The 26,199-nt window shown below is 46.9% G+C and carries 18 protein-coding genes and 5 pseudogenes; 3 read left to right on the plus strand and 20 right to left on the minus strand.

The features are described 5' to 3' along the window. Window positions 1–5 precede the first annotated feature (5 nt). The 12 genes and pseudogenes from ASL14_RS00430 to ASL14_RS00485 all read right to left on the minus strand — a co-directional run bounded on the left by ASL14_RS00430 (window position 6) and on the right by ASL14_RS00485 (window position 11,860). A complete protein-coding gene (locus ASL14_RS00430; RefSeq protein ID WP_134909878.1) occupies window positions 6–1,412 on the minus strand; it encodes a discoidin domain-containing protein in 1,407 nt (468 codons plus the stop codon). A gap of 370 nt (window positions 1,413–1,782) precedes the next feature. Next, the gene (locus ASL14_RS00435) at window positions 1,783–2,718 is read right to left on the minus strand and encodes a dockerin (RefSeq protein ID WP_134909880.1); all 936 of its coding nucleotides are present in this window, start codon (window positions 2,716–2,718) and stop codon (window positions 1,783–1,785) included. A 257-nt stretch (window positions 2,719–2,975) separates the two neighbouring features. After that, window positions 2,976–4,124, minus strand: coding sequence for an amidohydrolase (locus tag ASL14_RS00440; RefSeq protein ID WP_134914318.1), 1,149 nt, complete (start codon window positions 4,122–4,124; stop codon window positions 2,976–2,978). Window positions 4,125–4,182: 58 nt separating this feature from the next. Next, a complete protein-coding gene (locus ASL14_RS00445; protein WP_134909882.1) occupies window positions 4,183–5,199 on the minus strand; it encodes an LLM class flavin-dependent oxidoreductase in 1,017 nt (338 codons plus the stop codon). A gap of 15 nt (window positions 5,200–5,214) precedes the next feature. Continuing rightward, window positions 5,215–5,967, minus strand: a complete 753-nt coding sequence (locus ASL14_RS00450; protein WP_134909884.1) for an amino acid ABC transporter ATP-binding protein — start codon at window positions 5,965–5,967, stop codon at window positions 5,215–5,217. Continuing rightward, a pseudogene (locus ASL14_RS00455) lies at window positions 5,964–6,671 on the minus strand (amino acid ABC transporter permease). Before ASL14_RS00455 ends, ASL14_RS00450 begins: the two are co-directional and overlap by 4 nt. Further along, window positions 6,668–7,446 (minus strand): annotated as a pseudogene (locus ASL14_RS00460) (amino acid ABC transporter permease). Before ASL14_RS00460 ends, ASL14_RS00455 begins: the two co-directional pseudogenes overlap by 4 nt. Window positions 7,447–7,522: 76 nt before the next feature. Continuing rightward, window positions 7,523–8,380 (minus strand): transporter substrate-binding domain-containing protein, encoded by an 858-nt coding sequence (locus ASL14_RS00465; protein WP_134909886.1) that lies wholly within the window; start codon window positions 8,378–8,380, stop codon window positions 7,523–7,525. A gap of 182 nt (window positions 8,381–8,562) precedes the next feature. After that, complete coding sequence (locus ASL14_RS00470) at window positions 8,563–9,450, minus strand: LysR family transcriptional regulator (protein ID WP_134909888.1); 888 nt, start codon at window positions 9,448–9,450, stop codon at window positions 8,563–8,565. Between the two features lie 110 nt (window positions 9,451–9,560). Next, a complete protein-coding gene (gene ssuE / locus ASL14_RS00475; RefSeq protein ID WP_134909890.1) occupies window positions 9,561–10,088 on the minus strand; it encodes an NADPH-dependent FMN reductase in 528 nt (175 codons plus the stop codon). Between the two features lie 18 nt (window positions 10,089–10,106). After that, complete coding sequence (locus tag ASL14_RS00480) at window positions 10,107–11,447, minus strand: LLM class flavin-dependent oxidoreductase (protein ID WP_134909892.1); 1,341 nt, start codon at window positions 11,445–11,447, stop codon at window positions 10,107–10,109. A gap of 143 nt (window positions 11,448–11,590) precedes the next feature. Next, window positions 11,591–11,860 carry a glutaredoxin family protein gene (locus tag ASL14_RS00485; protein WP_044645553.1) on the minus strand — a complete coding sequence of 90 codons (270 nt, stop codon included), beginning with the start codon at window positions 11,858–11,860 and terminating at the stop codon, window positions 11,591–11,593. Window positions 11,861–12,109: 249 nt separating this feature from the next. Here ASL14_RS00485 and ASL14_RS00490 point away from each other — a divergent pair, with 249 nt between their 5' ends. Beyond that, entirely contained in the window at window positions 12,110–12,979 is an 870-nt protein-coding gene (locus ASL14_RS00490) for a DUF421 domain-containing protein (protein ID WP_134909894.1), read from the plus strand. 97 nt (window positions 12,980–13,076) lie between these two features. On the opposite strand, the gene ASL14_RS00495 is transcribed toward ASL14_RS00490, so the two are convergent. Further along, window positions 13,077–13,406 (minus strand): antibiotic biosynthesis monooxygenase family protein, encoded by a 330-nt coding sequence (locus ASL14_RS00495; RefSeq protein ID WP_025685554.1) that lies wholly within the window; start codon window positions 13,404–13,406, stop codon window positions 13,077–13,079. A gap of 167 nt (window positions 13,407–13,573) precedes the next feature. Here ASL14_RS00495 and ASL14_RS00500 point away from each other — a divergent pair. After that, a pseudogene (locus ASL14_RS00500) lies at window positions 13,574–14,406 on the plus strand (LysR family transcriptional regulator). Between the two features lie 40 nt (window positions 14,407–14,446). Here ASL14_RS00500 and ASL14_RS00505 read toward each other — a convergent pair. Then, window positions 14,447–15,658, minus strand: coding sequence for a GTP-binding protein (locus ASL14_RS00505; protein ID WP_134909896.1), 1,212 nt, complete (start codon window positions 15,656–15,658; stop codon window positions 14,447–14,449). Window positions 15,659–15,851: 193 nt separating this feature from the next. On the opposite strand from ASL14_RS00505, the gene ASL14_RS00510 reads away from it, so the two are divergent. After that, window positions 15,852–16,832: a DMT family transporter gene (locus ASL14_RS00510; RefSeq protein WP_134909898.1), complete on the plus strand. Its 981-nt coding sequence runs from the start codon at window positions 15,852–15,854 to the stop codon at window positions 16,830–16,832. 206 nt (window positions 16,833–17,038) lie between these two features. Here the strand turns inward: ASL14_RS00510 and ASL14_RS00515 are convergent. The 6 genes and pseudogenes from ASL14_RS00515 to glgD form a co-directional block, all read right to left on the minus strand. Continuing rightward, window positions 17,039–18,012 (minus strand): annotated as a pseudogene (locus ASL14_RS00515) (aldo/keto reductase). A 335-nt stretch (window positions 18,013–18,347) separates the two neighbouring features. Then, the gene (locus tag ASL14_RS00520; RefSeq protein WP_134909900.1) at window positions 18,348–21,023 is read right to left on the minus strand and encodes a YhgE/Pip domain-containing protein; all 2,676 of its coding nucleotides are present in this window, start codon (window positions 21,021–21,023) and stop codon (window positions 18,348–18,350) included. A gap of 301 nt (window positions 21,024–21,324) precedes the next feature. Further along, window positions 21,325–21,501: a hypothetical protein gene (locus ASL14_RS27605; RefSeq protein ID WP_223264153.1), complete on the minus strand. Its 177-nt coding sequence runs from the start codon at window positions 21,499–21,501 to the stop codon at window positions 21,325–21,327. 340 nt (window positions 21,502–21,841) lie between these two features. Continuing rightward, the gene (locus tag ASL14_RS00530) at window positions 21,842–22,393 is read right to left on the minus strand and encodes a DUF2062 domain-containing protein (protein ID WP_189338209.1); all 552 of its coding nucleotides are present in this window, start codon (window positions 22,391–22,393) and stop codon (window positions 21,842–21,844) included. A 191-nt stretch (window positions 22,394–22,584) separates the two neighbouring features. Next, a complete protein-coding gene (locus ASL14_RS00535; protein ID WP_134909903.1) occupies window positions 22,585–25,038 on the minus strand; it encodes a glycogen/starch/alpha-glucan phosphorylase in 2,454 nt (817 codons plus the stop codon). Between the two features lie 46 nt (window positions 25,039–25,084). After that, window positions 25,085–26,187 (minus strand): annotated as a pseudogene (glgD, locus tag ASL14_RS00540) (glucose-1-phosphate adenylyltransferase subunit GlgD). Window positions 26,188–26,199: the final 12 nt, after the last annotated feature.

The raw sequence follows: 26,199 nt of genomic DNA on the forward strand, positions 1-26,199 counted from the left end.
ATTATTTATTGTTTAGCCGCTACTTTCCACTCTAAAATCCCCGTGGATGCAGAATCTTTGGATACCATTTCAATTCTTAATTTCGTTGTTTTTACAGGCGTAAAAGTGGTGGTATTATATTGATCTACCGCAGTACCCAATCCTTTGGCCTGCTTGACATTAGACCAGCCTTGACCGTTCCAATACTTAATCTTGTAAGACTTGGGAACATCAATGCCGGAGCCATCCTTGAACCAATATATATCCGTTTGAGATACCGTATGTTCTTGATCAAAATCATATTGAACCCATTGTGTTCCCACCTCAGGCCAGTTTCCGTACACAGCATGACTTCGGTCATTGGAGCTGGTTGGATCAAAGCCGTCATTGAGTGCGCTCACATTTTCCCAAGGTGAAGTATAAGAAGTGCTGGCCGTTGCAGCAGGCCCAATGTTCACGATTTCATCGGGTGATGTTTCGATAGGACCCTCGTCACCTTTAGTCGTGTTTGGGAAACGAGCCGTATCTTTTTTGAGCTGACTCCAGGTATACCGCAGCATCCAAATATCCCAGTCGGTGATATGATCGGAATCACCAGCCCACATAATGGTGTTGGTTGGGAAGCCACCCGGTGGACGCTCGTGCTCTTCATAAAAATCAGTTAAGCCAAAGCCATGTCCAATTTCATGTTCCGTGATTTCGATCTCATCCGAGTTCAAAGTGCTAAAAAGATAATCATCATTCACACGTTGGCCCCAATCCTGACCGGTTCCTCCTACAAAATTTTCGGTTACCCACAAATACATATCAAAGCGTTTATTATATCCACCCGGATACGAATAGTATGGGTCCCAATAGTGCTCATATCTGGACAAGGCTGCAGGCGCAACCGGGAGTACAGCGGGAATTTCCGGTTTTTCGGATGCTAACTCATCTCTAGTTGTTTCCGTATAAACGACCTCATCCGGCTGCTTGTCCAGCAGCAGTGAAGGATCAGCAACAGCCCAACCTACGACTTTTACTTTAATATCCTTGTAGGGCCAGCCATCATATCCCTGGAGATGCTCCGTCCAATGGTTCATCTGACGGCCTAGCATACTAGCAATATCCTGGCGTTGTTGTAGTGTAACCGACTTAGAAGATTGCCAGCGTACGACGTAATTTAGAGTCCCTTTTCCCGCATCAATTTGATCAAAAATCGTGTTGTTACGAGCCGTCGAGCCTTCGGTCAACATTCTATTCTTCCAAACCCACTCCACCGATGATTTGAGATAGGCTGGCATATCAGCCAGTGTCGAATCCCCCGTTGCTGCAACCGCTACACTCCCATTTTCTGAAGAAGCCGCAGACATGATCGTAGCATTTCCCATCAGCAACGAACTGGCGATCACCGCTGAAAAGGAAGCCATCATCATACCTTTTCTATTCAACATACATATACCTCCATAACTTTTTATATGATTACGGTAGTTTTCCTGAAACGATTAATTCAATCACCTCTTTTTCGTGTTTATGTATTGATCTATGAGATCAACGATAATCTATCAATCCTCCTTGTCGTTTTTTGTAAATAATCACAAATCATATTATCACTGGATTATTGCATCGTCAATATTTTCCTTAATGAATTAAATTAGGTATTTCGAGATCATATTGGAACGAATTCGCCCCTTCTTATGCAAAAAACTGGTATTTTGTGAAATGAAAAAACCGCTTCTCTACTAAAATCAATTCCATCACAGAATTTGATTTTGGAAGAAACGGTCCTATTCATCAGCTTTTTTGCACTATTCTACGTATCTTTTATCGGATAGGAAAACGAGAGGTATCCTTCTTGACCTGGCTCCAGGTATAACGCAACATCCAGGTATCCCACTCTGTTATCTTGGAAGAATTTCCGGCCCACATAATGGTTGGTGTAGGGAATCCACCAGGCGGACGCTCATTTTCTTCATAGAAATCAGGCAGGCCGAATCCATGACCCATTTCATGCTCCGTAATATGAACTTCATCAGAGTTCAGGGTGCTCAGGATATAATCATCAGACATGCGTTGTCCCCAGTCACCACCGGCCCCACCGCCGAAATTAGCTGTTCCCCACAGATACATATCAAACCGCTTGTCCAATCCGCCGGGATAAGCATAGTTGGGATCATTAAAATGTTCAAATCTGGATAGTGCATCAGGCGCAACTGGGAGTTTAGCAGGAATACTCGGGTTCGTTTTGCTTAAATCATCTGTGATTGTGTCAGTGTAAACGATTTCATTTGATTGTTTGTTAAGAATCTGAGACGGATTTGCAACGGCCCAGCCTACTATTTTTACTGTAATATTGTCATAAGGCCAGCCATCATACCCTTTCAACTGCTTATTCCAATTATTGACTTGGCGACTCAGCATGGAAGCCATATCCTTGCGTTGTTGAAGCGTGAGATTTTTGGGAGTTTGCCAGCGCACTACATAATTCAGCGTTCCTTTTCCCGCATATATTTGATCAAAAATCAAATTTTTACGGTTGGTTGAGCCTTCTTTGACGATTCTATTATTCCAAACCCATTCTACCGATGGCTTAAATTTTGCAGGTATATCTGTAGCAGCCAAGCTAACACTTGTGGACTCTATTACAGAAGTGCTTTCCAAATTAGAGGCTGCTGCACCAACATTAGCCCCGCCAACCAGTAAAGAAGCAGCTACTACCAATGAAAAAGAAGCCATCATCATTCCTTTTTTCTTCGGCATTTCTTTAACCTCCATACCTTTGTATTTGATTATTGACTTCATAAAATGGCAATCGAAATCTCTTATCTCTCTCCTTTCTTTTGATTTGAAAAAAAATACAATTTTATGTTATCATTAGGATTCTATAACGTCAATATTTTCCTTTATGCTTTAGAAAAAGGTTATTCTTTTGATCTTTTAACAAATCAGAAACCCCTTCTCTATACAAGAAGGGGCCTAGCATTGAAAGAGTAGACTCACGTCCTGCCTTACTCTATTTATACCAATACCGATTCTGCCAGTGAAGCCAGCAGCTTCGCGGTTCCCGGCAACGCGCGTTCGTCCAGATCGAAGGCTGGATGATGCCATTCCTGACTCCCCGAAGTGCCGACAAAGACGAACACACCGGGGATGCTCTTCTGGTAAAGCCCGAAATCCTCGCTCGCCGAGGAAGGCACGGGACGAACGACCTCCAGACCGGCTGCTTGGGCCGCTTGCTCCGCGAGGACGGCCAGCTTGCCGTCATTCAGCACGGGGGGCGGGCCCTCGATCCAGCGAATGTTCGCTTTTGTGCCAAAAGCATCGACGACGCCCTTTACGACCTGCTCGAAGCGTTCAGCCACCTGTGCGCGCACGTTCTCATCGAACGTCCGGATCGTGCCGTCCAGATGGGCACGGTCCGGAATGATGTTCCAGGCGTTGCCGCTGTGCAGCTTCGTCACGCTAATCACCGCGCTGTCCAGCGGGTTGACGCTCCGGCTCACGATGGATTGCAGCGCCGTGATGATGTGCGACGACACGACGATGGGGTCAATCCCTGCTTGCGGCACAGCCGCATGCGTGCTCAGGCCCTCTACCTCGATGTAAAAGCCGTCTGCCGCCGCCATCAGCGGGCCTTCCTTAATGCCGACCGTGCCTACAGGCAGGTCCGGCTTGTTATGCAGGCCGAATATAGCCTGCACATCTGCCAGCACACCGCTGTCCAGCACTTGGGCTGCTCCCTTCGCCTTTTCCTCCGCTGGCTGAAACACAAGGCGAACCGTGCCTTTCAGCTCCTGCTCCCGCTCTTTTAACAATACGGCAGCTCCGAAGAGGGATGCCGTATGAAAATCATGCCCACAGGCATGCATCTTGCCCGGATGCAGTGAAGCATAGGGCAAGCCCGTCTCCTCCTGAATCGGCAACGCATCAATGTCCGCGCGAAGCGCCACAATCGGCCCCTCCTGCTGCCCGCCGATTTCCGCCACCAGTCCGGTGCGCAACGGCACATCCAGAATGGTTATGTTCTGTTCTTCCAGCAGACGACGGATATAGGCGGTAGTTTCAACCTCCTCGTTAGACAGCTCGGGATTCTGGTGAAGATGGCGACGAATGTCTACCAACTTCTGCTCCAAAACCTGCTCCTTCGTCCCGGTTGATCCACTCATCCCTATTCCTCCTTCGTATAAATCCAAAATGGTTACAACTTTCTCAAGCCAACAACACCTAGGACTGTACAGGCAGACCAGCAAAAGCTTCATGCAACAGCTCAAATGAGCGGACGCGCTTTCCGATATCCCGTATTCCTGTCGTTACGATCAGCTCATCAGCCTGATATTTAGCTTGAATTTCCGTCAAAGTAGCATAGATTTCCTCTTTATTTCCCTTGTTAATTTGCGCTTGTGTAACTTCAATCGTATATTCTTCACCCGATTGCTTACCGAACTCCTCTGCACTTCCCAGCGTGCCCACCGTAGCCGTTTTGCCGCTGGCCAAATGAATTTTGTACAGCTTGTGCTCACCTGCCAACTCCGCAGCTTCCTCGGAAGTATCCGCTACGATGACCGCAAGCGCAAAAAGAGCCTTCGGCTCACGTCCATGACTATAATCGAAAGACTCCCGATACGTACGGAATGAATCCAATGCAGCCTGCTCATTACTATTGATAAATTGCGAGAAAACATAGGGCAACCCCAAACGCGCAGCAATTCCAGCACTGTCTGTGCTCGTACCCAAAACGTAAATATCCGCTGGTGTTTCTGGAATCGGATTCGCCTGTAGCCCTGCTAGCGGTCCCTCTTCGGACGGAATATTATGAATATAGCGGCTCACTTCATCAATTTTTTCTTCGAGAGAAGGCGCGTCATGAACGTTTCGTTGTAACGCCTGTGTGGATTTCGGCAACCCGCCCGGCGCGCGTCCGATTCCCAAATCTACGCGACCCGGTGCAAGAGAGGACAGCACATTAAAGTTTTCAGCTACTTTATAAGGGCTGTAATGCTGAAGCATCACTCCACCAGAACCGACTTTAATACGCTCAGTGCGTGCCAGCAAATGGGAAATGAGTACCTCTGGCGAAGAGCCCGCAACCTGCTCGGAATCGTGATGCTCTGATACCCAGAAGCGCGTAAACCCCAATTCCTCTACACGCTGTGCTAGCTTAATCGTATTACGAAGGGCCTGCGCTGCCGTTTCCCCCTCGTGTATAGGGCTTTGATCCAATACTCCGATTTTAATACTCATGTCTCCCTCTCCCGTCTAAATTGAATAGTTATATTCCGGTGTAATCCGTTTCAGGAATTGCTTCGTGCGTTCCTCTTTGGGATGATTGAAAATGTCATCCGGGCTGCCTTCTTCGATAATGTGGCCTCCATCCATAAATACCACGTGGTTGGAGACATCCCGTGCAAAGCCCATCTCATGCGTGACAACAATCATCGTAATACCTTCCTTCGCAATCTTGCGAATAACCGACAGCACTTCACCTACCAGCTCAGGGTCTAGCGCGGATGTCGGCTCATCGAACAAAATCACTTCCGGGTTCAGCGCCAAAGCGCGCGCAATGCCGACACGCTGCTGCTGTCCACCGGATAGCTGACTCGGATAATGGTCCAGCTTTTCGCCCAATCCGACCTTTTCGAGCACTTCAATACTGATCTTCTTCGCTTCCTCATGCTTCACCTTACGGACGACGACAAGCCCTTCCATCACGTTTTCCAGCGCCGTTTTATGCTTGAACAGATTGTATTGCTGGAAGACCATAGCCGTTTTTTGGCGCAGAGCCAAAACATCCTTCTTCGCAGGTCGCTTGCAGTTTACTGTAAAATCGCCAATGCTGACCTCCCCGTCATTCGGTTTTTCCAGATAATTGATGCAGCGCAGCAACGTTGTTTTGCCCGAGCCGCTCGGTCCGAGAATGACGACAACCTCTCCCTTATTCACGGTCAAATCAATGCCTTTGAGCACCTCATGCTTGCCGAACGATTTCGTAATATTTTGCAGACGGATCATGATGCTCGACCTCCATTAAACACATTGATTTTTTCTCCACCAAGCCGGATATTCGCTCAATTAATACCGTCAAGCCCCAAAATAGCAGTGCAGCCGCGATATATACCTCTAAATATTTCCAGTTGGTAGATGCTAGAATTTCAGCCTGTGCCTGGATTTCTGTGACCGAAACCGTGAAGGCCAAGGTAGAGCCATGAAGCATCCAATAACGGAATTCGTCAGGTTTGGCAAACTCACCACGAACGCCTGCGGAAATACAATCCGTCTCAGCACTTGCCACGTCGTCATACCAACGGCATAAGCCGCCTCGATTTGCCCCTTGTTGACCGATTGGATTCCAGAACGGACGACCTCAGACATATACGCGCCACTGGTAATGGAAAACGAAATGAGTGCAAATACCATATAAGGAACATCTTTGGAATGCAGAGGCCAGCCGAAATGCTTCGCTCCCGCATCAATCAACAAAGGCAAACTGAAATAAATAAGCAGCAAATGCATCAGCATCGGTGTGCCACGGATAAAGGTAACGTAACCGTGAGAAATTTGGGACAACACAGGAACCTTATAGATTCGCGCCAGTGCCGTTATAATACCGATGACCAACCCTGCCAGTACGGAAACCACCGTAATAATTAAAGTGTTGGGCAGCGCGGAGAACAACCCTAAAAGGCAGTATATATAAATCCAAAATCCAGACTCATATGCCTTTACCTCCTTTACTAAGACGAGGACTTCTCAGGTAGCGCACCACAAAACTTTTTCGTTTTTCGGGTTCTTTCTGTACTGCATCCCGATGCTCATGCCGGAGAAGCGTATTTTCCAGCACCTTGAACAATTTTGTAAAATCAGACTGATCACCAGATAGATAAGGGATAACGCGATATAGGTTTCAACAAAATGCTGGGTAGCCGACCCTAATGTCTGTGATTTCCCTGTCATCTCCATCGCTCCGATCGTAAATGCCAGCGAAGTATCCTTCAGATTGCCAATCACCAGATTGGAAAATACCGGAACCACCACAGCCAGCGCTTGTGGCATTATGATACGTGTGAAGGTCTGATAGCCTGACATGCCGACGGACTGCGCAGCCTCGATTTGTCCTCGATCTACTGCCTCTACTCCTGACCTGATAATTTCGGAAATAAAGGCTCCACTATTGAGCGCGTAGGTCGCTACGGCAAACCACAGCACATCCCATCTGGAGGAATTGATATCCACCAGCTTTAGTAGCTCTGGCAGGCCGTAATACACCAGAAACAATTGGATTAGAATAGGTGTTCCGCGAAAAAAGGAAACATACACTTGAGAAACACGTTTGAGAAATGGAATGTTATACATGCGAGGCAGCGCAACCAACAGACCAATGATAAGCCCCAATACAAGCGAGCTTGCCACAATAAACAAGGTGATGTGTAAGTAAGACAGCATTTTCGGGATAAAGCTAAAAACATAGTCAATATTGAACTCTCTGCTCATATGCCTGCCTCCTTTCTATACATCAACGGTCAGAATACATAGAGTACCCTGACCGCTGAAATGTCCAAGTCTATCCTTACTTCTTACTGCTACCTTCTTTTTTCACATCTTCCAGAGACTTCGTGAAATCTTCTCCAAGCCATTTAATGCTCAGCTTCGACAACGTACCGTCGTCCTTCACTTCCTGAATGGCTTTGTCCAGATCATCCGCCAATCCTTGCTCATTTTTGTTCAGTACATACAATACATCCGATTGAGTCAAAGGATCACCAACGGTTTTCAGAGCTACTTCTCCTTTTTCATCGGTGTTAAAACGGTTCGCAAAGTCTGTCGTAATGGTAGCATCTATACGGCCGCTCGTAATTTGTTGCACTGTATCATTGGCTGCACCGCTTGTATAGACAATGTTCAGGGCATCCCCGTGTGTTTTGTTGTATTCCTTCAACACATATGCCGCATTACTCGTCGGGCTGGTGAGTAGCTTTTTGCCTTTCAGATCATCAATCGAGTGAATGGTATTGTTATCCTTCGCTACAGCGACTCTGTTCAGGAAAATGCTGTACGGATTTTTGTTGAACAGATACTTCGCTTCACGCTCCGGGTTTTTTTCCATTTGATGCGATACCAGATCAATTTTACCGGCATCCAGACTCAGCAGCAGATTGCCGAAGTCCATCGTTTTGAATTCAAATTCGTATTGAGGCAGGCGCTTGTCCAGCTCCTTAATCAGCTCAACATCAAAGCCTGTTAAATTTCCGTTTTCATCAATAAAGCATACATTTTTAAATTGAGTGCCTGTACCTACAATAATTTTTTTTACGTCACCGTTTGAACCGGACGCACCAGACGCGTTAGACGCATTATCAGAGGAGCCGCAGCCTGCCAACACCAGAATAATCGCCATAACGGATAACATTGCAAACCACTTTTTCATATGAATCCCCCTCGTCTCTTTGTATATCAGCAGTTTGCGACATACATGGTAGCTGCCACATTAAATAAATAATAATTCCTATGAGTTTAATTGGTTTTAGGATGTGACTAATTTAACACCTGCGCTCATTTACGTCAATCCACCAGGCAATAGAACATTTCATCCATTTGCAAAAAAACGGTTTACAAAACAGCACCACGGAAGCCTTCTGTCAGTGCATCTGCAAAATCCGAGCTTACCGCGCAGTCTTCTTTGGTCGCCACAATGCTGATCTTCATGGACACCCCGGCTACCTCTGGCACATGGATGCGGAACAGCTTCTTATCCTTCAGCTCACGGTTCACACAAACGTCCGGCAAAAAGGCGATGCCCGCTTCTTCCAGCACCAGCTTTTTGGCTGTAACCACATTATCTACCTGAAAGGCAATATCCGGTGGCTGCTCCAGCGATTCAAAAGACCGATGAATCCTCATCCAGTCCAATGACCCGCATTCAAAAAATACCAGCGTTTCATGCTGAATATCCTGTATGCTGGCCTTTCCTGTCTTCATAAACGGATGACCGTCATATACATACAGGGAAATGGGATCTTCATAAAAAGCAAGCGTACGAATGGCCGGATGCATCACTTTACGGACAAAACTAATGTCCACCTCACGGTTCAACAGCTTATGTACCAGTTGATCCGTCGTAGCCGTCACAATTTTGTAGTTAATCTCCGGATAACGGGCGCGGAGTTGCCTTAATATCTCAGGAATGATATAGTTCGACACCGATATCGTGCAGCCAATCCGAACTTGTTGAGGGGCTTTTTTACGCTGTTGAAGCTTTTGCTTGCCCCGTTGCAGCACTTGCAGCATTTGCTCGGCATAAGGAAGAAACTTTCGTCCATCCTCCGTCAAAATGGTTTGCTTGCTTTGGCGGTCGAACAGCTTGCATTCCAGTTCGCGCTCCAGCGTCTGAATCCGAGCTGTGACAGAGGGCTGTGACAAGAACAACGCTTCTGCCGCCTTGTTAAAACTGCCATAATGATTCACGTATACAAAGGCTTCCATATTCTCGATATTCATGCACAAGTCCCCCAGTGAGTTTTAAATACATTTATCCAATACGTTAACTTGGTTTTTTGTATCATAAAACTCACTGAACGCCCTGTCAATGTAAAAATTGAAAATATTTATTACTTCAATAGCTCCGTCAGCTCTTTAACAGAGCGATCCAGCCGTGAAACCAGTTCCTCCGACAGCTTATATGCTCCATCCGGCAAACGTTCAACCCACTGATCTACCGCATACACGCCGCCGAGAATATGTCTTCCTCCCAGCGCGTTAAGAACTGGCTTCAAAGCATAATCAATGACCAGCAGGTGAGCCAGCGTACCTCCGATAAATAAAGGAAGTACAGGTTTGCCTCTCAGCCCCTCCTGCGGCACCAAATCCAGAAATATCTTCAATAATCCGGAATAGGCCGCTTTGTACACGGGAGAAGCGACGATGACCGTATCCGCTGCCGCAATTACCGCAAGTGAGGCCGTGATATCGGGGCTGTTAAAGTTTGCCTTAACCAGATCCTCGGCTGGTAAGTCGACCACATTCAGCAATGTGACCTCCACTCCGGCCTGCTGCAATTGCTTGGTCGTATAGTTAATTAAGCCGTATAGACGGGATTGTGTAGATGGACTGCCTGATAGGATGACAACCTTGGACATGCTTTTCCCTCCTTCTTGTTATGCGTCTACCTTCACTTTGGATTTAGCTGCTGTGTAGCGGTTCTCAGGAATCGGCACACCCAGGTTTTCACGCAATGTGCTAAATTCATAATCCTGACGGTAAATACCGCGCTCCTGCAAAATAGGCACAACCAGATTTACGAAATCATGCAGACCCGACGGTACATCAGAACCGATAATGAATCCATCTGCTCCTTTTCTTTCAAACCACTCCTGCACTCGATCCGCCACCTGCTCAGCTGTACCGATAAAAGAGGTTCTAGGCGTTGCCGAACGTAATGCCACCTCGCGCAGCGTCAGATTTTGCTCTTTGGCCGTCCGTTTGATTTTATCCGTGCCGCTGCGGAAGGAATTGCTGCCGATACCATCAAGCTCTGGGAATGGCTCATCCAGCGGATATTGTGAGAAATCATGATGATCGAAGAAACGGCCCAAAAATTTTAACGCAGCCTCAATCGTCACTAAATTGGTAATCTCCTCATACTTACGCTCTGCTTCTTCCGTCGTGCTACCGATAATCGGTGAAATTCCCGGCAAGATGACAATATCCTCTTCGGATCTGCCATAGCGTACCGCCCGTTCCTTCACATCACGGTAAAACTGCTGCGCTTCCTCCAGCGTTTCATGTCCCGTAAATACAGCATCCGCTTCCTTAGCGGCCAGATTTTTGCCATCTTCCGAGGAACCTGCCTGGAAAATAACCGGCTGTCCCTGCTTGGATCTTCCAATGTTCAATGGACCCTGCACAGAAAAAAACTCGCCTTTATGGTTCAGGGTATGCAGCTTTTCAGGGTCAAAGAACACGCCGGATTCCTTATCACGAACAAATGCATCCTCTTCCCACGAATCCCACAGTCCTTTGGTTACCTGCAAATATTCTTCCGCGATTTTGTAACGCTGTGGATGCGATGGATGCTCGCCTTTGTTAAAGTTAAGAGCAGAGCCTTCCAGCGGGGAAGTCACTACATTCCAGCCTGCACGACCACCGCTAATATGGTCAATAGAAGAAAACTGACGTGCTACCGTAAACGGTTCGCTGTAGGAAGTCGACAGCGTGCCAACCAGCCCGATATGCTTCGTCCCCCCGGCCAAAGCGGACAAAATCGTAATCGGCTCAAAACGGTTCAGAAAGTGGGGAATGGATTTTTCGTTAATGAACAGACCGTCTGCGATAAAAACAAGGTCAAACTTGCCTTCCTCCGCCTTTTGCGCCTGTGTTTTATAAAATTCAAAATTAACACTCGCGTCCGCAGGTACTTCAGGGTGACGCCAAGTCGTCATGCTTCCTCCAACACCGTGAATAATGGCACCAAATTTGATTTGTCTGTCTTTCGCCATGAATTGTTCCACCTCTCTTGAAAATTATTGTTATCCTAGGGCTAATCATTTTTTCAAGGCAGCTATGCTGCTACATCTTTGTAGGACAGTCTACACTGCTTGTATTGTATAGGCAGCGTAGCTACTGACCTTTTCCCGTTGGCTTATACCGCCTGACTGTAACTTTCCAGCACTTTACCCAGCTCTTCCAGATCCGGGTTGAGCAGTGCCTCATATTTGTTATCCCCACCTACCTCAACAACAGGGACAAAGCGAACACCATATTTTGTCTCCAGCACGTCACGCAGGGCATCATTTCCGTCTACCTGAATATTTTCATAAGGCTGATTTTGGGATTCCAGATATGATTTAATCTCTCCACAAAAATGACAGCCTGTTTTACTCCACAAGACAACTTTGGGTTTGGATGACATATACATACCTCCGTGAACTTAATGTTTATAATCCCGATGAACTAAATAAGAATTATATTTATAATGTATCCTGCTCACTCTTTTCCGTCAATCGCCTGCGTAATAGACATTGATAATGCAACGATAGAAAATCTTAATACGATTTAAACGGTTATCTAAAATTGGATGACCCAGCGTTTAAACAAACCTTGGTGCGGACATGCTTGGAATATCAGCGCACTTGCGGCGGAATGAAATGAGGTTGAGCATATGCAGGAATGGGCCGAGGTTGCTTTACGCACGCTAATGGCTATCGCTATATTATTTTTAATTACCAAAATTCTCGGGAAACGTCAGGTATCTCAGCTTTCCTTGTTCGAATATATAACCGGAATTACGATCGGTAACCTGGCTGCTTCCATTCCCCTGGAACGAGAATCCGCTTGGTATTTGGGCTCTGTATCCATGGCAGTATGGGTCCTGACAACGTTTTTCATTGAATTGTTGCAAATTAAAAGTAAGAAGGCCAGAGATTTTATCGACGGAAAGACGACCACTTTGGTCAAAGACGGAAAAATTTTAGAGGATAATCTGAAAAAGGAACGACTTACACTGGATGAACTCATGGAGCAGTTGCGGAGCAAAAATGTATTCAAGGTTGCTGACGTGGAATTTGCCCTTATGGAGACCAGCGGTGAGGTCAACGTGCTGCTGGCCAAAGACAAGCAGGCTGTGACGCTTAAGGATCTCAATATGCTGCAGCTACCGGAGAAGGAACCCACAGCCATTATTATGGATGGACAACTCATGGAGCAGGAAATGGCGTACATGGGAATTACTCAACAATGGCTGGATGCAAAGCTGAAAGAAAAAAGCCTGACGGTCAAGGACGTATTTTTCGCCCAGTTGAACCCGCAAGGGGAGCTATATATTGACCAATACAGCGATAATGTGCAATTGTCCAAGGTACAGGATTCTAATCAAGCCGTGCTGACGCTGTTGGAACAATGCACGACGGAATTGCAAAAGCTGGCGGCAGACTCCAGTGAACAGCAAAGAAAACAACTGTATGAGCAATGCTCCCAAAGTCTGAAGGAAGCCATACAGGATATGAAGCCGATCAACTCTGCCAATTCCTGAGCACCTCATATTTTAAGATCTGAAACATCCAAAAGGGAGCATTTTCAAAGCCAAAATGGCTATGAAGGTGCTCCCTTAAACTTATAACTACCTTACTTTACATTTCAAAAAAATAATCCCGTTCTACCTTACATACTCTAAGACCGTAGCTTTTATACCATTCTGCTTTTCCTTTTTCCTGTGCGACTTGGTGCGTTTCATGATGCTTCCAACTCCTGATAGCGTCTAAGGACTCCCAATATGAGACGGTGATGCCTACTCCTTGTGAGTCACGAACACTTTCCACGCCTAAAAAACCAGGTTGTTTAGCAGCTAATTCCAACATTTTGTCACCCATTTTTTCGTATCCACGATCTCCTTCGTTACGTTCAGAAGTAAAAATGGCCGCATAATAAGGCGGCTGTGGAGTTTTAGCAATTGAGTCCATGTGTACCTCCCAAGAACAAAATAAGTAATCTTTCTTTAATTTGATTATAATCATAAATATTAAATAAAAAAAATGAATTTATATGATACGATACATGAATATATTTCATAGAAGGTAGGAGTGAGTACACGTTGTTTAAATATAAGGTTTTTCTTAGCGTAGTTGAAATGGGAAGTTTCACAAAGGCAGGGGAAGTTCTAAATCTTACACAATCAGCAATCAGCCATGCCATTTCTGCTTTAGAACATGAAATAGGGTTAACACTCTTGATCAGGGGTCGTTCAGGCATCAAATTAACCAACAACGGAGAAAGATTAATGAAGCACTTCAGAGAGATTATACAAATGGACGAAAAGCTCTATCAAGAGGTAGCTTTAATTAAAGGATTGGAAATCGGAACCGTAAAAATAGGTACATTCTCAAGTGTATCTATTCATTGGCTGCCGCGTATTATAAAAAATTCAACGAGCAGTTTCCTCTCATTGAGATGAAACTGCTCGATGGGAACTACCATGAAATTGAGAGTTGGTTAGTCAGCGGCGAGGCTGATTTTGGCTTCGTAAATCTGCCCACGTTAGACACTTTAGAGGCCTTGCCATTAAAAAAAGAAAAAATGCTTTGCCTGCTTCCTTCTAATCATATTCTTGGGGAGCAAGCCGCTATTCGTGTGGATCAGCTCACAGATGAGCCTTTCATTATGCCTGTTGCAGGCTGTGACACCGATGTGCGAAATATTTTTTCACAGTATAATATTTCACCGAAAATCAAATATGAATTAGAAGATGATCATGCCATTATGGCCATGGTACAGAACGGCTTAGGTGTGAGCATTCTTCCTGAAATGATTTTATCTCACATTCCTTATGACATCTCTATTCGACCTTTGGAAGGAAAACATTCCCGCACTATTGGTATCGCTACCGCTTCATTAAAAAATGTTTCTCCAGCGGCCAAAAAATGTATGGACTTCATTGCTGAATGGATCACTAGGTCCATATGACAATACACTACATCCTATTTTTGTAAATTAGATACACCTTTTAATTTATAGACGAGGATTCATCCGTTGTCGGCCATGGTAACGGATTTTCAAAGCCGGACCAGTCCATGTCCATTTCGCTATCGTTCAGCAGACATTCATCCAGCTCTTCTTCCAACTCCGGTTGATTCATTCCGATACCGATCATGACAATTTCGCTCATGCGGTCGCCCCACTGCTCATCCCAGTTATCTAATGCCTCAGGATCAGCCGCGACGATCTCCTGACGTTCTTCCTCGGACAACGCCGCCAGCCAGCTTCCAGCAGGGCCAAATTGAATGGAAGGACCTGCCTGGCTGATACTGGCCGCCCAATCCTGAGGGGAGGCGATCCAGGCCAATCCTTTGGCTCGAACGACTTCTTCCGGCCAGTAGCTCATAAATTCAGCCAATCTGGCAGGATGGAACGGTCTTCTGCGGCGATATACAAAGGAATTGATGCCATATTCGTCCGTTTCCGGTGTATGGTTCTCCAGCTCCAGCTCACGAATCCATCCGGCGGATTGGCTGGCCTTGTCAAAGTTAAACAATCCCGTGTTCAAAATGTCTGAAGGAGCGACCTGTCCCTTGGAAGTACGAATGATTCTGGCCTCAGGCTGCAATCTGCGCAGAACGCCCTCAAGTTTGTCCAGCTCCGCAGGCTGAACCAAATCGCATTTATTCAGAACCAGTACATCACAGGTTTCAATCTGGTCAATCAGCAAGTCCGAAATATCACGCGTGTCGTCTTCTCCCGTAGCCTGCCTGCGATCCAGCAGCGTTTCTCCCGATTCAAAATCATGCCAGAAACGGTTCGCATCGACCACGGTCACCATACAATCGAGCTTTGCCAGGGAAGCCAAATCAATGCCTGTCCCTTCATCGGCGTACGTAAAGGTTTGAGCGATAGGTACAGGTTCACTGATCCCTGTGGATTCGATTAAAATATAATCAAACTCGCCTTGTTCCGCCAGCTTCTTGACTTCCAGCAGCAGGTCTTCGCGCAATGTGCAGCAAATACAGCCGTTGGACAGCTCGACCAGCTTTTCTTCTGTTCTGGACAAGCCCCCCTCTTTTTTGACCAGCTCGGCATCAATGTTCACTTCGCTCATGTCATTGACGATCACGGCCACTTTCATTCCGTCCCGATTGTTTAACACATGATTCAAAATCGTTGTTTTCCCTGCACCCAAATATCCGCTCAGCACCGTTACCGGTATTACTTTCTTATTCATTGGTGGTACGCTCCCTTTAATATAAACTCATTATCTTCATGTCATTTAAATAGTAATCATTACTATTATCATTAGCATTCAGTAATATACAGTATCCCTTTCGCCTTGTCAACTACGAAGAAACCCTTGTAATGAATCATAAAAAGTTATTAATATATGGTAATAACGATACTTAAAGAATAAGGTGAATGTTTTGCGATCAATCTGGCTCGGTATATTGGCGGCTTTCTTTTTTGCTTTTACATTTGTTCTCAATCGGTCAATGGAGTTATCAGGCGGAAGCTGGATATGGAGTGCTTCTTTGCGCTATCTGTTTATGCTCCCCGTTTTATTCGTCATCGTTTTGACTCAGCGCAAGCTTAAACCTCTTTGGAACGTCATGAGAGAACGACCGGGGATCTGGGTTTTATGGAGCTTCGTCGGGTTTGGACTGTTTTATGCTCCATTGTGTTTCGCATCGGCTTATTCACCAGGCTGGCTGATCGCGGGAACATGGCAAATTACCATTATTTCCGGTTCATTGCTTGTTCCGTTATTTTCTGAAATTGTGCAAACGGAAAATGGCCCTTTAAAAGTACGAGGAAAAATCCCCATTCAGGGACTTATGATGTCTTTGGTTATTTTACTTGGGATTATTCTCATGCAATTCGAACAGTCGCAATCCATTTCCACCCAGGATTTTGTATTCGGCATTCTGCCTGTCGTACTCGCTTCATTTGCCTATCCACTAGGTAATCGTAAAATGATGGAAGTTTGTGCAGGGCGGTTGGATGCCTATCAACGTGTTCTCGGGATGACATTAGCCAGTTTGCCGTTCTGGTTATTCCTCTCGTTATACGGGGTTTTTAGCGTGGGAATGCCGAGTCAGGAGCAGACGCTGCAATCCGCTTTGGTGGCCGTGTTTTCAGGAGTGATTGCTACAGTCCTGTTTTTTAAAGCAACAGATCAGGTTCGGGGAAATATGCAAAAGTTAGCAACGGTGAAAGCAACACAATCTCTGGAAGTGCTTTTCGCATTAATGGGAGAACTGATCTTTTTATCCATACAGATTCCCTCTCTTTTATCATGGATAGGTATGTTCATCGTTATTCTTGGCATGATTCTGCACAGTTATGTTACACATGATAAGAAAACCATCCCTCGGATAATGCCCAAAAAGACAGATCACGTTTAGCGCAGGATTATTCTGGTCTTGATCGCTTATTTCTCAGGTTCTGACAGGGCAATCTAGTAAAAAAGCAGCAGACTCAGGAGGCTACTCCTACTCTGCTGCTTTTTTGCGATTCGCTTCTTGTCACCTTGGCACTCACCGTCAATGCTCACTTCGCTTCCACGAATGATGCCTAAATAGGAATGATGCTTGAATAGAAAGGGTTCAACTTACCAAGCGTAGGCTTCCGGCGCAGGTTTGCCGGGACCAGGGAAAATTTCGTTCAGCTTGGCAAGCACATCCTCGCTCAATTTGACCTCAGGCACCCGGAGAGCATCCTCCAGTTGTTCCAATGTCCGTGGACCGATAATCGGAGCCGTTACGGCCGGATGGGACAATACCCAAGCCAGCGCAATCACGTCTTCCTTTTCGCCCAGCTCGCGAGACAACGCTGCAAATTGCTCCAGCTTCCCACGATTCTGTTCAATCTTTTCCTTGGAACGTGCGCTGCGTGAGCCGGTGCCTGCCAATGCATTACGTCCCAGCAGCCCGCCAGCCAGCGGGCTCCATGGAATAACGCCGAGTCCCAGCTCCTGAGCCGCAGGTAATACCTCTAGCTCAGCGGAACGTTCGTTCAGATTATACAAATGCTGCTCGGATACAAGCCCCAGAAAACGGCGTGCCTTCGCTTCGGCCTGCGCCACAGCAATATGCCAGCCGGCAAAGTTACTGGAACCGATATAGTCAACTTGCCCGCGGTCCACAACCGACTCAAAAACGCCCCACAGCTCATCCCATGACACATTTCGGTCAACATGATGCATCTGATACAGCTCGATATGATCGGTCTGCAAACGTTTCAGAGAAGCATCCAAATGACGGCGAATTTTGTAAGCTGACAAGCCTGATCCTGCGTTCGGACCGTCGTTCTCATTTTCATATCCCCGTATACCTTCGTTGCAAGCACGACCTTCTCGCGTCTTCCGCCACCCTGCTGGAACCAGCGTCCAATAATTTCTTCCGTCCACCCTTTACGGGCCTGTCCGTACACATTGGCTGTATCAAAGAAGTTAATGCCCGCATCCAGCGCGGCATCCATAATTTTAAACGCTTCCTTTTCTTCGGTTTCCGGTCCAAAATTCATTGTCCCCAGACACAACCGACTAACCTGCAAGCCTGACTTTCCCAAATATGAATATTCCATACTGCCTCCCGCCTTTGCCTAAGAATTTTAAAATTTCGTAAAAATCCCCTGCCAAAAAAGACCATACCCACTTTATTCACCAGAAAACACCACCTTGAAACACCCTAAAATAGAAATGTATTATTTAGCGCAAACAAAAAAGCCTCACACCCTGCCGAAGCCGTCAGCGCGAGGCCATCCCCCCTCATACTACCCGCCGTATGTTAAAAAGAAAGTGACTTTACGGTGGTAGCCCCAGCGGAGCGGAGGATTTGAATCTGTAGAAGCGGAGCGTTCGTAAGATCAAATCCTTCGCGGAGCCGCCCCCACACCGTAACTCTCTCTCTTTTTAACAATCAAGGAATCAATTTCGTCTCTTTCGCACGCTCAGCCATCTTCTTCGTATGCTTGCTGAGCGGCTTCTTAAGCACTAATCCAAACAGGAAGCAACCCCCGATAAAGACAAACAGCATTACCACATCCCGCGTCACCGTCGAAGGCAGCATTCCTCCTACCGTTTCCCGTAGCAGACTAACCGCATAGGTGAACGGTACAAACGGATTCAGCGCTTGAAAAAACGGCGTGCTTGTAGCAATCGGGAACGTGCCACCTGAACTGGAGAACTGGAGCACCAGCAAGATAACCGCCAGCCCCTTACCAATATTGCCAAACACCGAAACCAGTGTATAGGTCATGGCCGTGAACACGAGACTAATCAGCATGGAGGACAGTACAAATGCCACCTTGGCATCCACATACGCACCGAGCAGAAACAAGTCACCAAGCGACACACTAAGCGCCTGAAATATACCAATGGTGGAGAAGGTCATAAGTCGCCCGAAGTACACTTGGTAGCTTTTATATTTACCTTCCGGGTCCTCCACATCTACTCTGAACATCGACACCAGCAGCATCGCACCTACCCAAATGGACAATGTAGTATAAAAAGGCGACATCGCAGAACCGTAGTTCGGAATCGGATAAATCCGCTCCTGTTTCAACGACACCGGACTGCCGAGAAAATCGCTCTCCTTTTTCACATCCCCCTTGAGCAGCGCAATGGCCCGTCCGAGGGCATTTTCACCTTTTAGCTTGCGAATCGTGTCCGCAGCCTGACGTATGGAATCCTCAGCCGCAGGAAGATCCGTTCTTACAAAGTTGGCTACCTGGTGCACCGCGTGCTCGGCCTCTGGAAACTTGTTCTCAATCAGGTCAGCCATTTTGACAAACTGCTGCTCCGCTTTCGGCAAATCGTTACGTACAAAATTCGCCGCCTGATGAATTTTGCTTTTAACCCCAGGCAAATCGTTATTTACGAAGTCCGCTGCCTTGTTTACGGCATTCGTAAATTCGCTCATGCGGCCCTGAATCGTCGTAGCCGCTTCATGCAGCTTTTGCCGATATTGTGGCAGGTCCTGCTGAAGACGGGTCAGTTCTTCCTGACCAAATTGTGCGGCAGCCTGAGCATCGTTTAATATTTTTTCAATATTCGGTAGCTGCTCTTGGGCCGTATTCAGCACATTCGCAGAATTGCGGGCAACGGTCTTGATTTGATCCAGCGCCTTTTGAATGGCTGGTGCATATTCCGTATCATAGTTGCCCAAAATGCTGTCGATCCCGCTGCTGATTTCTCCAGCAAGGCGGTCAGCGTCATCCAGCAGATTTTGTGCAGGCTTCTCGCCGCGCTGAATGGCATCTCCGATGCTGGTAACCGTGCTGTTCAAGCGACGGAATCGATCCTCTACCCCACTCACACGGGAAATAAGCGAATCCAGCGGCTGACTCGGCAAATATCCGTTAACACGGGTCAACATCTGAGAAATACGATCCAGCACTCCCACGGCAGTGGTCAGTCTTCCGCTAACCCGATTCACCGCAGCCTGTGCTGCTTTAGGATCAAAATCAACACCGCGGATGATTCCTGTGATCTCCGAAACTCCATTCGCAATTTGCTGTACCAACTGTAAATCCTCTTTGACTACAGTGCCGATTGAATCCAGCGCACCATCGTTTTTATCCAGAAAATCAAGCAATCCGGTTGTAAAATCCTTGCCAGTATCCGCAATTTTTTGTACTTCCGGCAACGCTTTTTGTGCGGCATTAATGACCTTGAGTGCCGTTTGTGTATCCTCCAGGGCTGTAGCCAATGCGCTTTCTACCTTACCGAAATTTTGGTCCAGCTCCACGATCCGATCCCCGGCCTTTTGAATGTCCGGCAGCCTTTTTTGTATATCTAAAATAACCGCCGCCACCTTGTCCAGCTCGGGCAAGTTTTTTTCAATTTTCAGCACCAGTTCGCCAGCGCGGTTAATTTCAGGAATTTTCTCCTTTAATGCAATGATCTTTTGTCCCTGTGCCTTAATTTTCGGCAAATTCTGTTCCAGTTCGATAGCCTGCTTTCCTAATCTGTCGATATCCGGCAATCGGTTGTTCAGCTCCAGCACCCGGTTCTCAATGTTGCGAATGGTTGGCAGCTCCTCCTCCAACTTCACCCCGGCTTCCTTTAACTTGGTTAGTACGGCCTGACTGGCGGTTTCAATAAAGTTTTGACTAATCTGATTCGTCAGAGCGGTTGCTCCAGAAGAAGTGATTTTGGGAGCAACCGCATTGATTTTTTCATTGACGGCGTAATCAATCTCCGGCTTTTGCGGATTTTCCGTGAGCACGCTCGTAATTTTTTCGGAGAAATCCTTTGGAATGAGCAGGCTTGCGTAATAATCTCCGTTCAGCAAACCTTTTCGCGCTTCCGCTTCATTGACAAAGGTCCAGCCTAATTTCTTGTTATTTTGAAGATTATGCAAAACCTCGTCACCGATATTAATCTTCTTTCCGTTCACCTCAGTGCCCTGATCCTGACTCGTTACTGCGATTTTAATACCAGATGTATTCGCATAAGGGTCCCACATTGCTTTCAAATTTACCCATGCATAGACGGAAGGCAAAAGAATGATACCTATGACCAATAAAGTCCCGGTTGATACTTTGAATACATTTTTCCAGTCTGTTAAGTAGATTTGCCATATCTTCCGCAACTTCACCACTCCTTGTATGTACATTAACCTGTCGTCCAGTGTTGTATGCACACGTATTGTAAACGATTCGAGCGAATGAAGCCAATTATTGTGAAAGATGATGGCACTCATGATTAACCGTATGGATTCCACTTGGTTGTTAAATGAAGACATTGGCAGAACGTGAGAAGCTGCTTGCTTTAATTCCGAACACCGTTTGCAGGCTTAGCCTCCAAAGAATAAAAAGCTCCTTTTTTATTAATTTTCCCTACAACAGTAGCAGCGTCTTTTTGGAAGAACGTATACTCGTTAGCCTTGATTTTCACCGTGTACCCTTTAAGGTTAATTCCAAAGAGAGATTGCACTTTCGACTTAGCGGCTGAAAGCGCCTGAGTTTTGGCTTGGCGAACGCCTTGGCAAAATCCTTGTCCCCGTTCCAATCCATGCCAAGCTCATTTTTAACGGCCCATACTTTACCGGTTTTTACGCCGATCAGCACATTGTTTAACTCATTATCGTCCCGAAAGTTCCAGACGGTATCATTGCCTTACTGCTGACGAAGTACATATTCAAACGGATTGATTGTAGTAATGCCAAGTTCAAGATCAATATAGAGACTTTGGTCACTCCCCCACAGTACCCGATAGTTTTGGAGTTCTCCTTCGGAGCCCATCCCAAAAGCAGCGATATGACGGTGGCTGTTTCCAAGACAGAATTCCATTTTTTCATTGATTCACTGTTGATCACCTCTAAGCCTCCAGCCAGAAAAATCCCAATCCTAACTAAAAGAAGCCCCTCAGACCTAATTCATAGGCTCAAGGAGCTTCTTTATCGCTACGTTATCCGTTTTTTAATAATCTGGCCCCTGAAAAGGCTGCGCCGTGACGCAGTTTCCGCTTTTCCAGCCGTTTGTGCAGCGAACGGTTATACAGAAATTGAATGACAAAATACGAAATAATCCCTAGGACCACGCCAAAAATCGACATGCCGATCAGAATGTGCAGTCCTCCATGCAGCAAGTCTCTGAATACAGACCAATTGCCATGAAACAGCTCCATAAAGGAATGCTCGTGGAGCCTGCCTCCCCGTACATGTACCGGGTAATGGGACGGATAAATCCAAGCTCCCAGTTGCTTGGCGAACGGCATCAGCACAATTGGCAAAAAGGTCAGCTTACCTACAACGTTGCCCACAATTGCCGCAGGCAGCGAACCGCCGGACAACCGAACAACCGGGTAAAACACGAGATACACCAGTGAAGCCGTGGAGATGACAATCATCTCCAGAGCGAAGCCGATGGCAAAGCCCAGAGAGATTTTCTTCACTCCACCCGGCGCACGCAACAGCTTGATGAAATTCAGGCGAATTGCCCGCCATATATTTTGAAACATATTATATTTCTTCTTTGATTGGTTAGGTTTGAGCCTGTTCGGATTGAGCTTTATCAATAGGAGGACTCCTTCAACAGTACAATTCAAGTTCAGGAATGAGGTTATACAGCCTCCCATCCTTACTTATGTCTATACTGTCATTATAACCCTCAGCGTTCGAAAAGCAATGCCATTCCGCCTGTTTCGCTGTTTTAGGACAAGATTCGCTTGTTGACTTCGTTTTGGAGAGGTATAATGTCCCAAATATCGGCCGCGTACTGCTGAATTGTGCAATCACTGGAAAATTTACCGGCATGCGCCATGTTTACAATGGCACGCTGCGTCCACTCGGACGGATTCCGGTACACCTGCTCGATCTGCACCTGAGTATCTACATATGCGGCAAAGTCCTTGAGCACAAAGTATTCATCATTATGATCAATCAGGGATTGATAAATAGCCTCAAACTCCCGTTCATGCCGCGTAAAAGGAGCGTCGTTCACCAGTTGATCCAGCACTTCACGCAGTCTTTCGTCACTGTTGGCTGTTTTGCGTGCTGAATATTGTCCGTCCCGGTAATACGCCTCGATTTGATCCACCTTCAGTCCGAAAATGAACATATTGGCGTCGCCCACCATTTCATGCATTTCTACATTGGCTCCATCCAGTGTGCCTAGGGTGAGTGCACCATTCATCATAAATTTCATGTTCCCGGTGCCTGAGGCTTCCTTACCTGCTGTGGAAATCTGCTCGCTGACATCCGCCGCAGGAATAATCATCTCGGCCAATGAAACCGAATAATTTTCCAGAAAAACGACTTTCAGCTTGTCCCTAACATCCACATCCCGATTGATCGTGTCCGCCACGTTGTTAATGAGCTTAATCGTCTGCTTGGCAAGATAATAGCCGGGAGCAGCTTTAGCCCCAAAAATAAACGTACGCGGTACCACATCCAGAGAAGGATTATGCTTGAGCTGGTTGTAAACATGCATCACATGTAAAATATTAAGCAGTTGTCGCTTGTATCCATGCAATCGTTTGACCTGTACATCAAAAATTGAGGACGTATCCAGTCGCACGCCCTGTTTAGCAAAAACATGCTCGGCGAGCCTGACTTTATTACTTCGCTTAATCGCCTGTATCCGCTCCTTGAACGACTCGTCCCCGCTGTAACGAAGCAGATCGATCAGCTCGCGTGGACGGGTTCTCCAGCGTGTGCCTATCGTTTCATCATACAAGCTTGCCAGCTCGGGATTCGCGTGCATGAGCCAGCGGCGATGGGCAATTCCGTTCGTTTTATTGTTAAAACGGCCGGGGTACAGCTCGTGAAACGGCTTCATTTCCCGCTCCTTTAAAATTTGCGTGTGCAGCGCAGCCACTCCGTTAACGCTGTAGCTGCCGACAATCGCCAGATGGGCCATGCGAATTTGCTCACCATGAATAATCGCCATTTCACCAATTTTGATGTCCTGTCCCGGATAACGCTCCAGCAGCATTGCACAATAACGCTTGTTAATCTCTTCAATGATAAGAGAAACTCGCGGAAGCAGCTCCCGCACCATATTGACAGGCCATTGCTCCAGCGCCTCGCTCAATATCGTATGATTCGTATACGAAACCGTCCGCGTCGTAATATCCCACGCTTCATCCCAGCCCAAGCCCTTCACGTCCATCAAAATACGCATAAGCTCCGGTATTACGAGCGTCGGATGTGTATCGTTAATATGGAGCGCTATTTTGTCAGGCAACTGGCTGTAGGGCAACCGAAGCTTCTCAAACGTCCGCAAAATACTTTGCAAGCCGGCCGAGCAGAGGAAATACTGCTGCTTCAAGCGAAGCAGCTTGCCCTCATAATTCGAATCGTCCGGGTACAGAAACGCCGAAATGGATTCTACCGAACGATTGTAGTCAAGAAAGCGGTAGTAACCGCCTTCGCCTCGAATCGGCCCTCGGACAGGATCAAGCGCCGATTCCGCACTCCAGATCCGCAGCGTATTCACCTGCGCATGTCCATAGCCCACAAGCGGAATATCGTACGGAACTGCCCAGACCGTTTCGGCATCCTGCGTCTCGAATACAAGACGACCGTTCTCCTCCCGAGTTTCCACACGTCCCCAGAACTGAACCTCGACCTTCTTGTCGGGGCGGCGCTCCTCCCAGACGTTCCCTTTTTGCAGCCAGTAATCAGGCAGCTCCACCTGGTTTCCGTCCACAATACGCTGCTCGAACAGGCCATACTTGTAACGGATGCCGCAGCCATGTCCTGCATAGCCAAGGGATGCCAGCGAATCCATGAAGCAAGCCGCCAGACGGCCGAGACCGCCATTGCCCAGCCCCGCGTCTGCCTCCTGTTCTTCAATCTCTTCCAGATCCCAGCCCAGCTCTCCCAGTGCCTGCCGGACCATATCCAGCACGCCCAAATTCAGCAAATTGCTGCCCAGCAGACGGCCTATCAAAAATTCCAGTGAAAAGTAATAGACCTGCTTCTCTTGTCCTTCTTTATAGGCTTGGTTCGTTTCCGCCCAATTTCTGCCGACTTGTTCGCGGATCATACCGCCCAAAACCTTGTATATGTCTTCCGCCTGAGCTTCCTGCATCGTCTTGCCCAACCTTCCGACCAGTTGCTCTCGAAAAGCCTGCTTAAATGCTTCTTTATTGCTGAACAAAGGTGTGACCTCCTGTTATTTCCGTTTTAAATGCTCAATTATATTTTTAAATCACGCTATTCTTGGCAATGACATAGGGTACTCTGGTGTCTCCAATCAGAGTACGATCCGGTGAAAGCTGCACATCCTTATCCAAAATCACATTCTCCACCACTGCGCCTTTACGGATCACACATTTCTGCATAATGATCGAGTTGCTTACCCGTGCGCCCTCCTCCACCCGTACCCCGCGAAAAAGGATGCTGTTCTCCACCTTGCCCCCAATCGTGCAGCCGTTGGCGATAAGCGAATGATCCACCTCAGCAGTGTCCGTATAACGGGTTGGAGCTTCATATTTGATTTTCGTATGCACCGGCTGATTCTGGAACAGCGCTTGATACTGCTGCTGATCCAGCAGCTTCATGCTGTTTTTATAGTAACTCTCAATAGAATTAATCACGGCATGATAGCCTTCATAGGGATATGCATAAATGCGCAGACCACTAGGGTTTTCTGAATGGCATCCCGGAAAAAATGGTTATCCTGATGAGCAATGCAATGCTTCACCTGATCAAGATACAGGCTTTTGTCCATGACGAAAATTTCCAGATAAATATTATGATGATCCTGCTCCTGATGAATGCCCGTCACCCGTCCGTCCTCATCAATCTCCAGTCGAACACAAGGAGCGTGCTCAGATTCGAGCTGATCTATTGCTTTGTACACAAGGGTGACGTCCGCGTTCTTCTCCCGATGGTAACGGTATACATCCTCAATATCAACCTTGTTGACATGCTGCGTTCCGGCGTGAACAATGGTCTGACCCGATGAACGATGAAAAAAGTCCAGATTGTTGTGTACATGCTGCAAATCTCCAAGTGATGCATCCGTCGGATCATTCCAGTCCGGTGGTAAAATGAACAATCCGCCCCGTCTGCGGTCCAGATCCCAAGGCCGTCCTTCACCCAGATGATCCAAAAGCGAACGGTATTTGCGACGGATGAACAGTGCAATATCATGCACCCCTGCATGCATCATGTTAGATAAGGTAAAATCAATGAGCCGATATCGACTGGCAAAGGGTACTGCGGCCCCGCACCGGAAATAGGTCAACTCCTTCAACTGATCCAGTTCGTGATCCAGGTTGATGACTCCAATGAGTCGGCTCATAGCGGACACCGT

Source organism: Paenibacillus sp. IHB B 3084 (genome assembly GCF_001447315.1).
Classification (GTDB): Bacteria; Bacillota; Bacilli; order Paenibacillales; family Paenibacillaceae; genus Paenibacillus.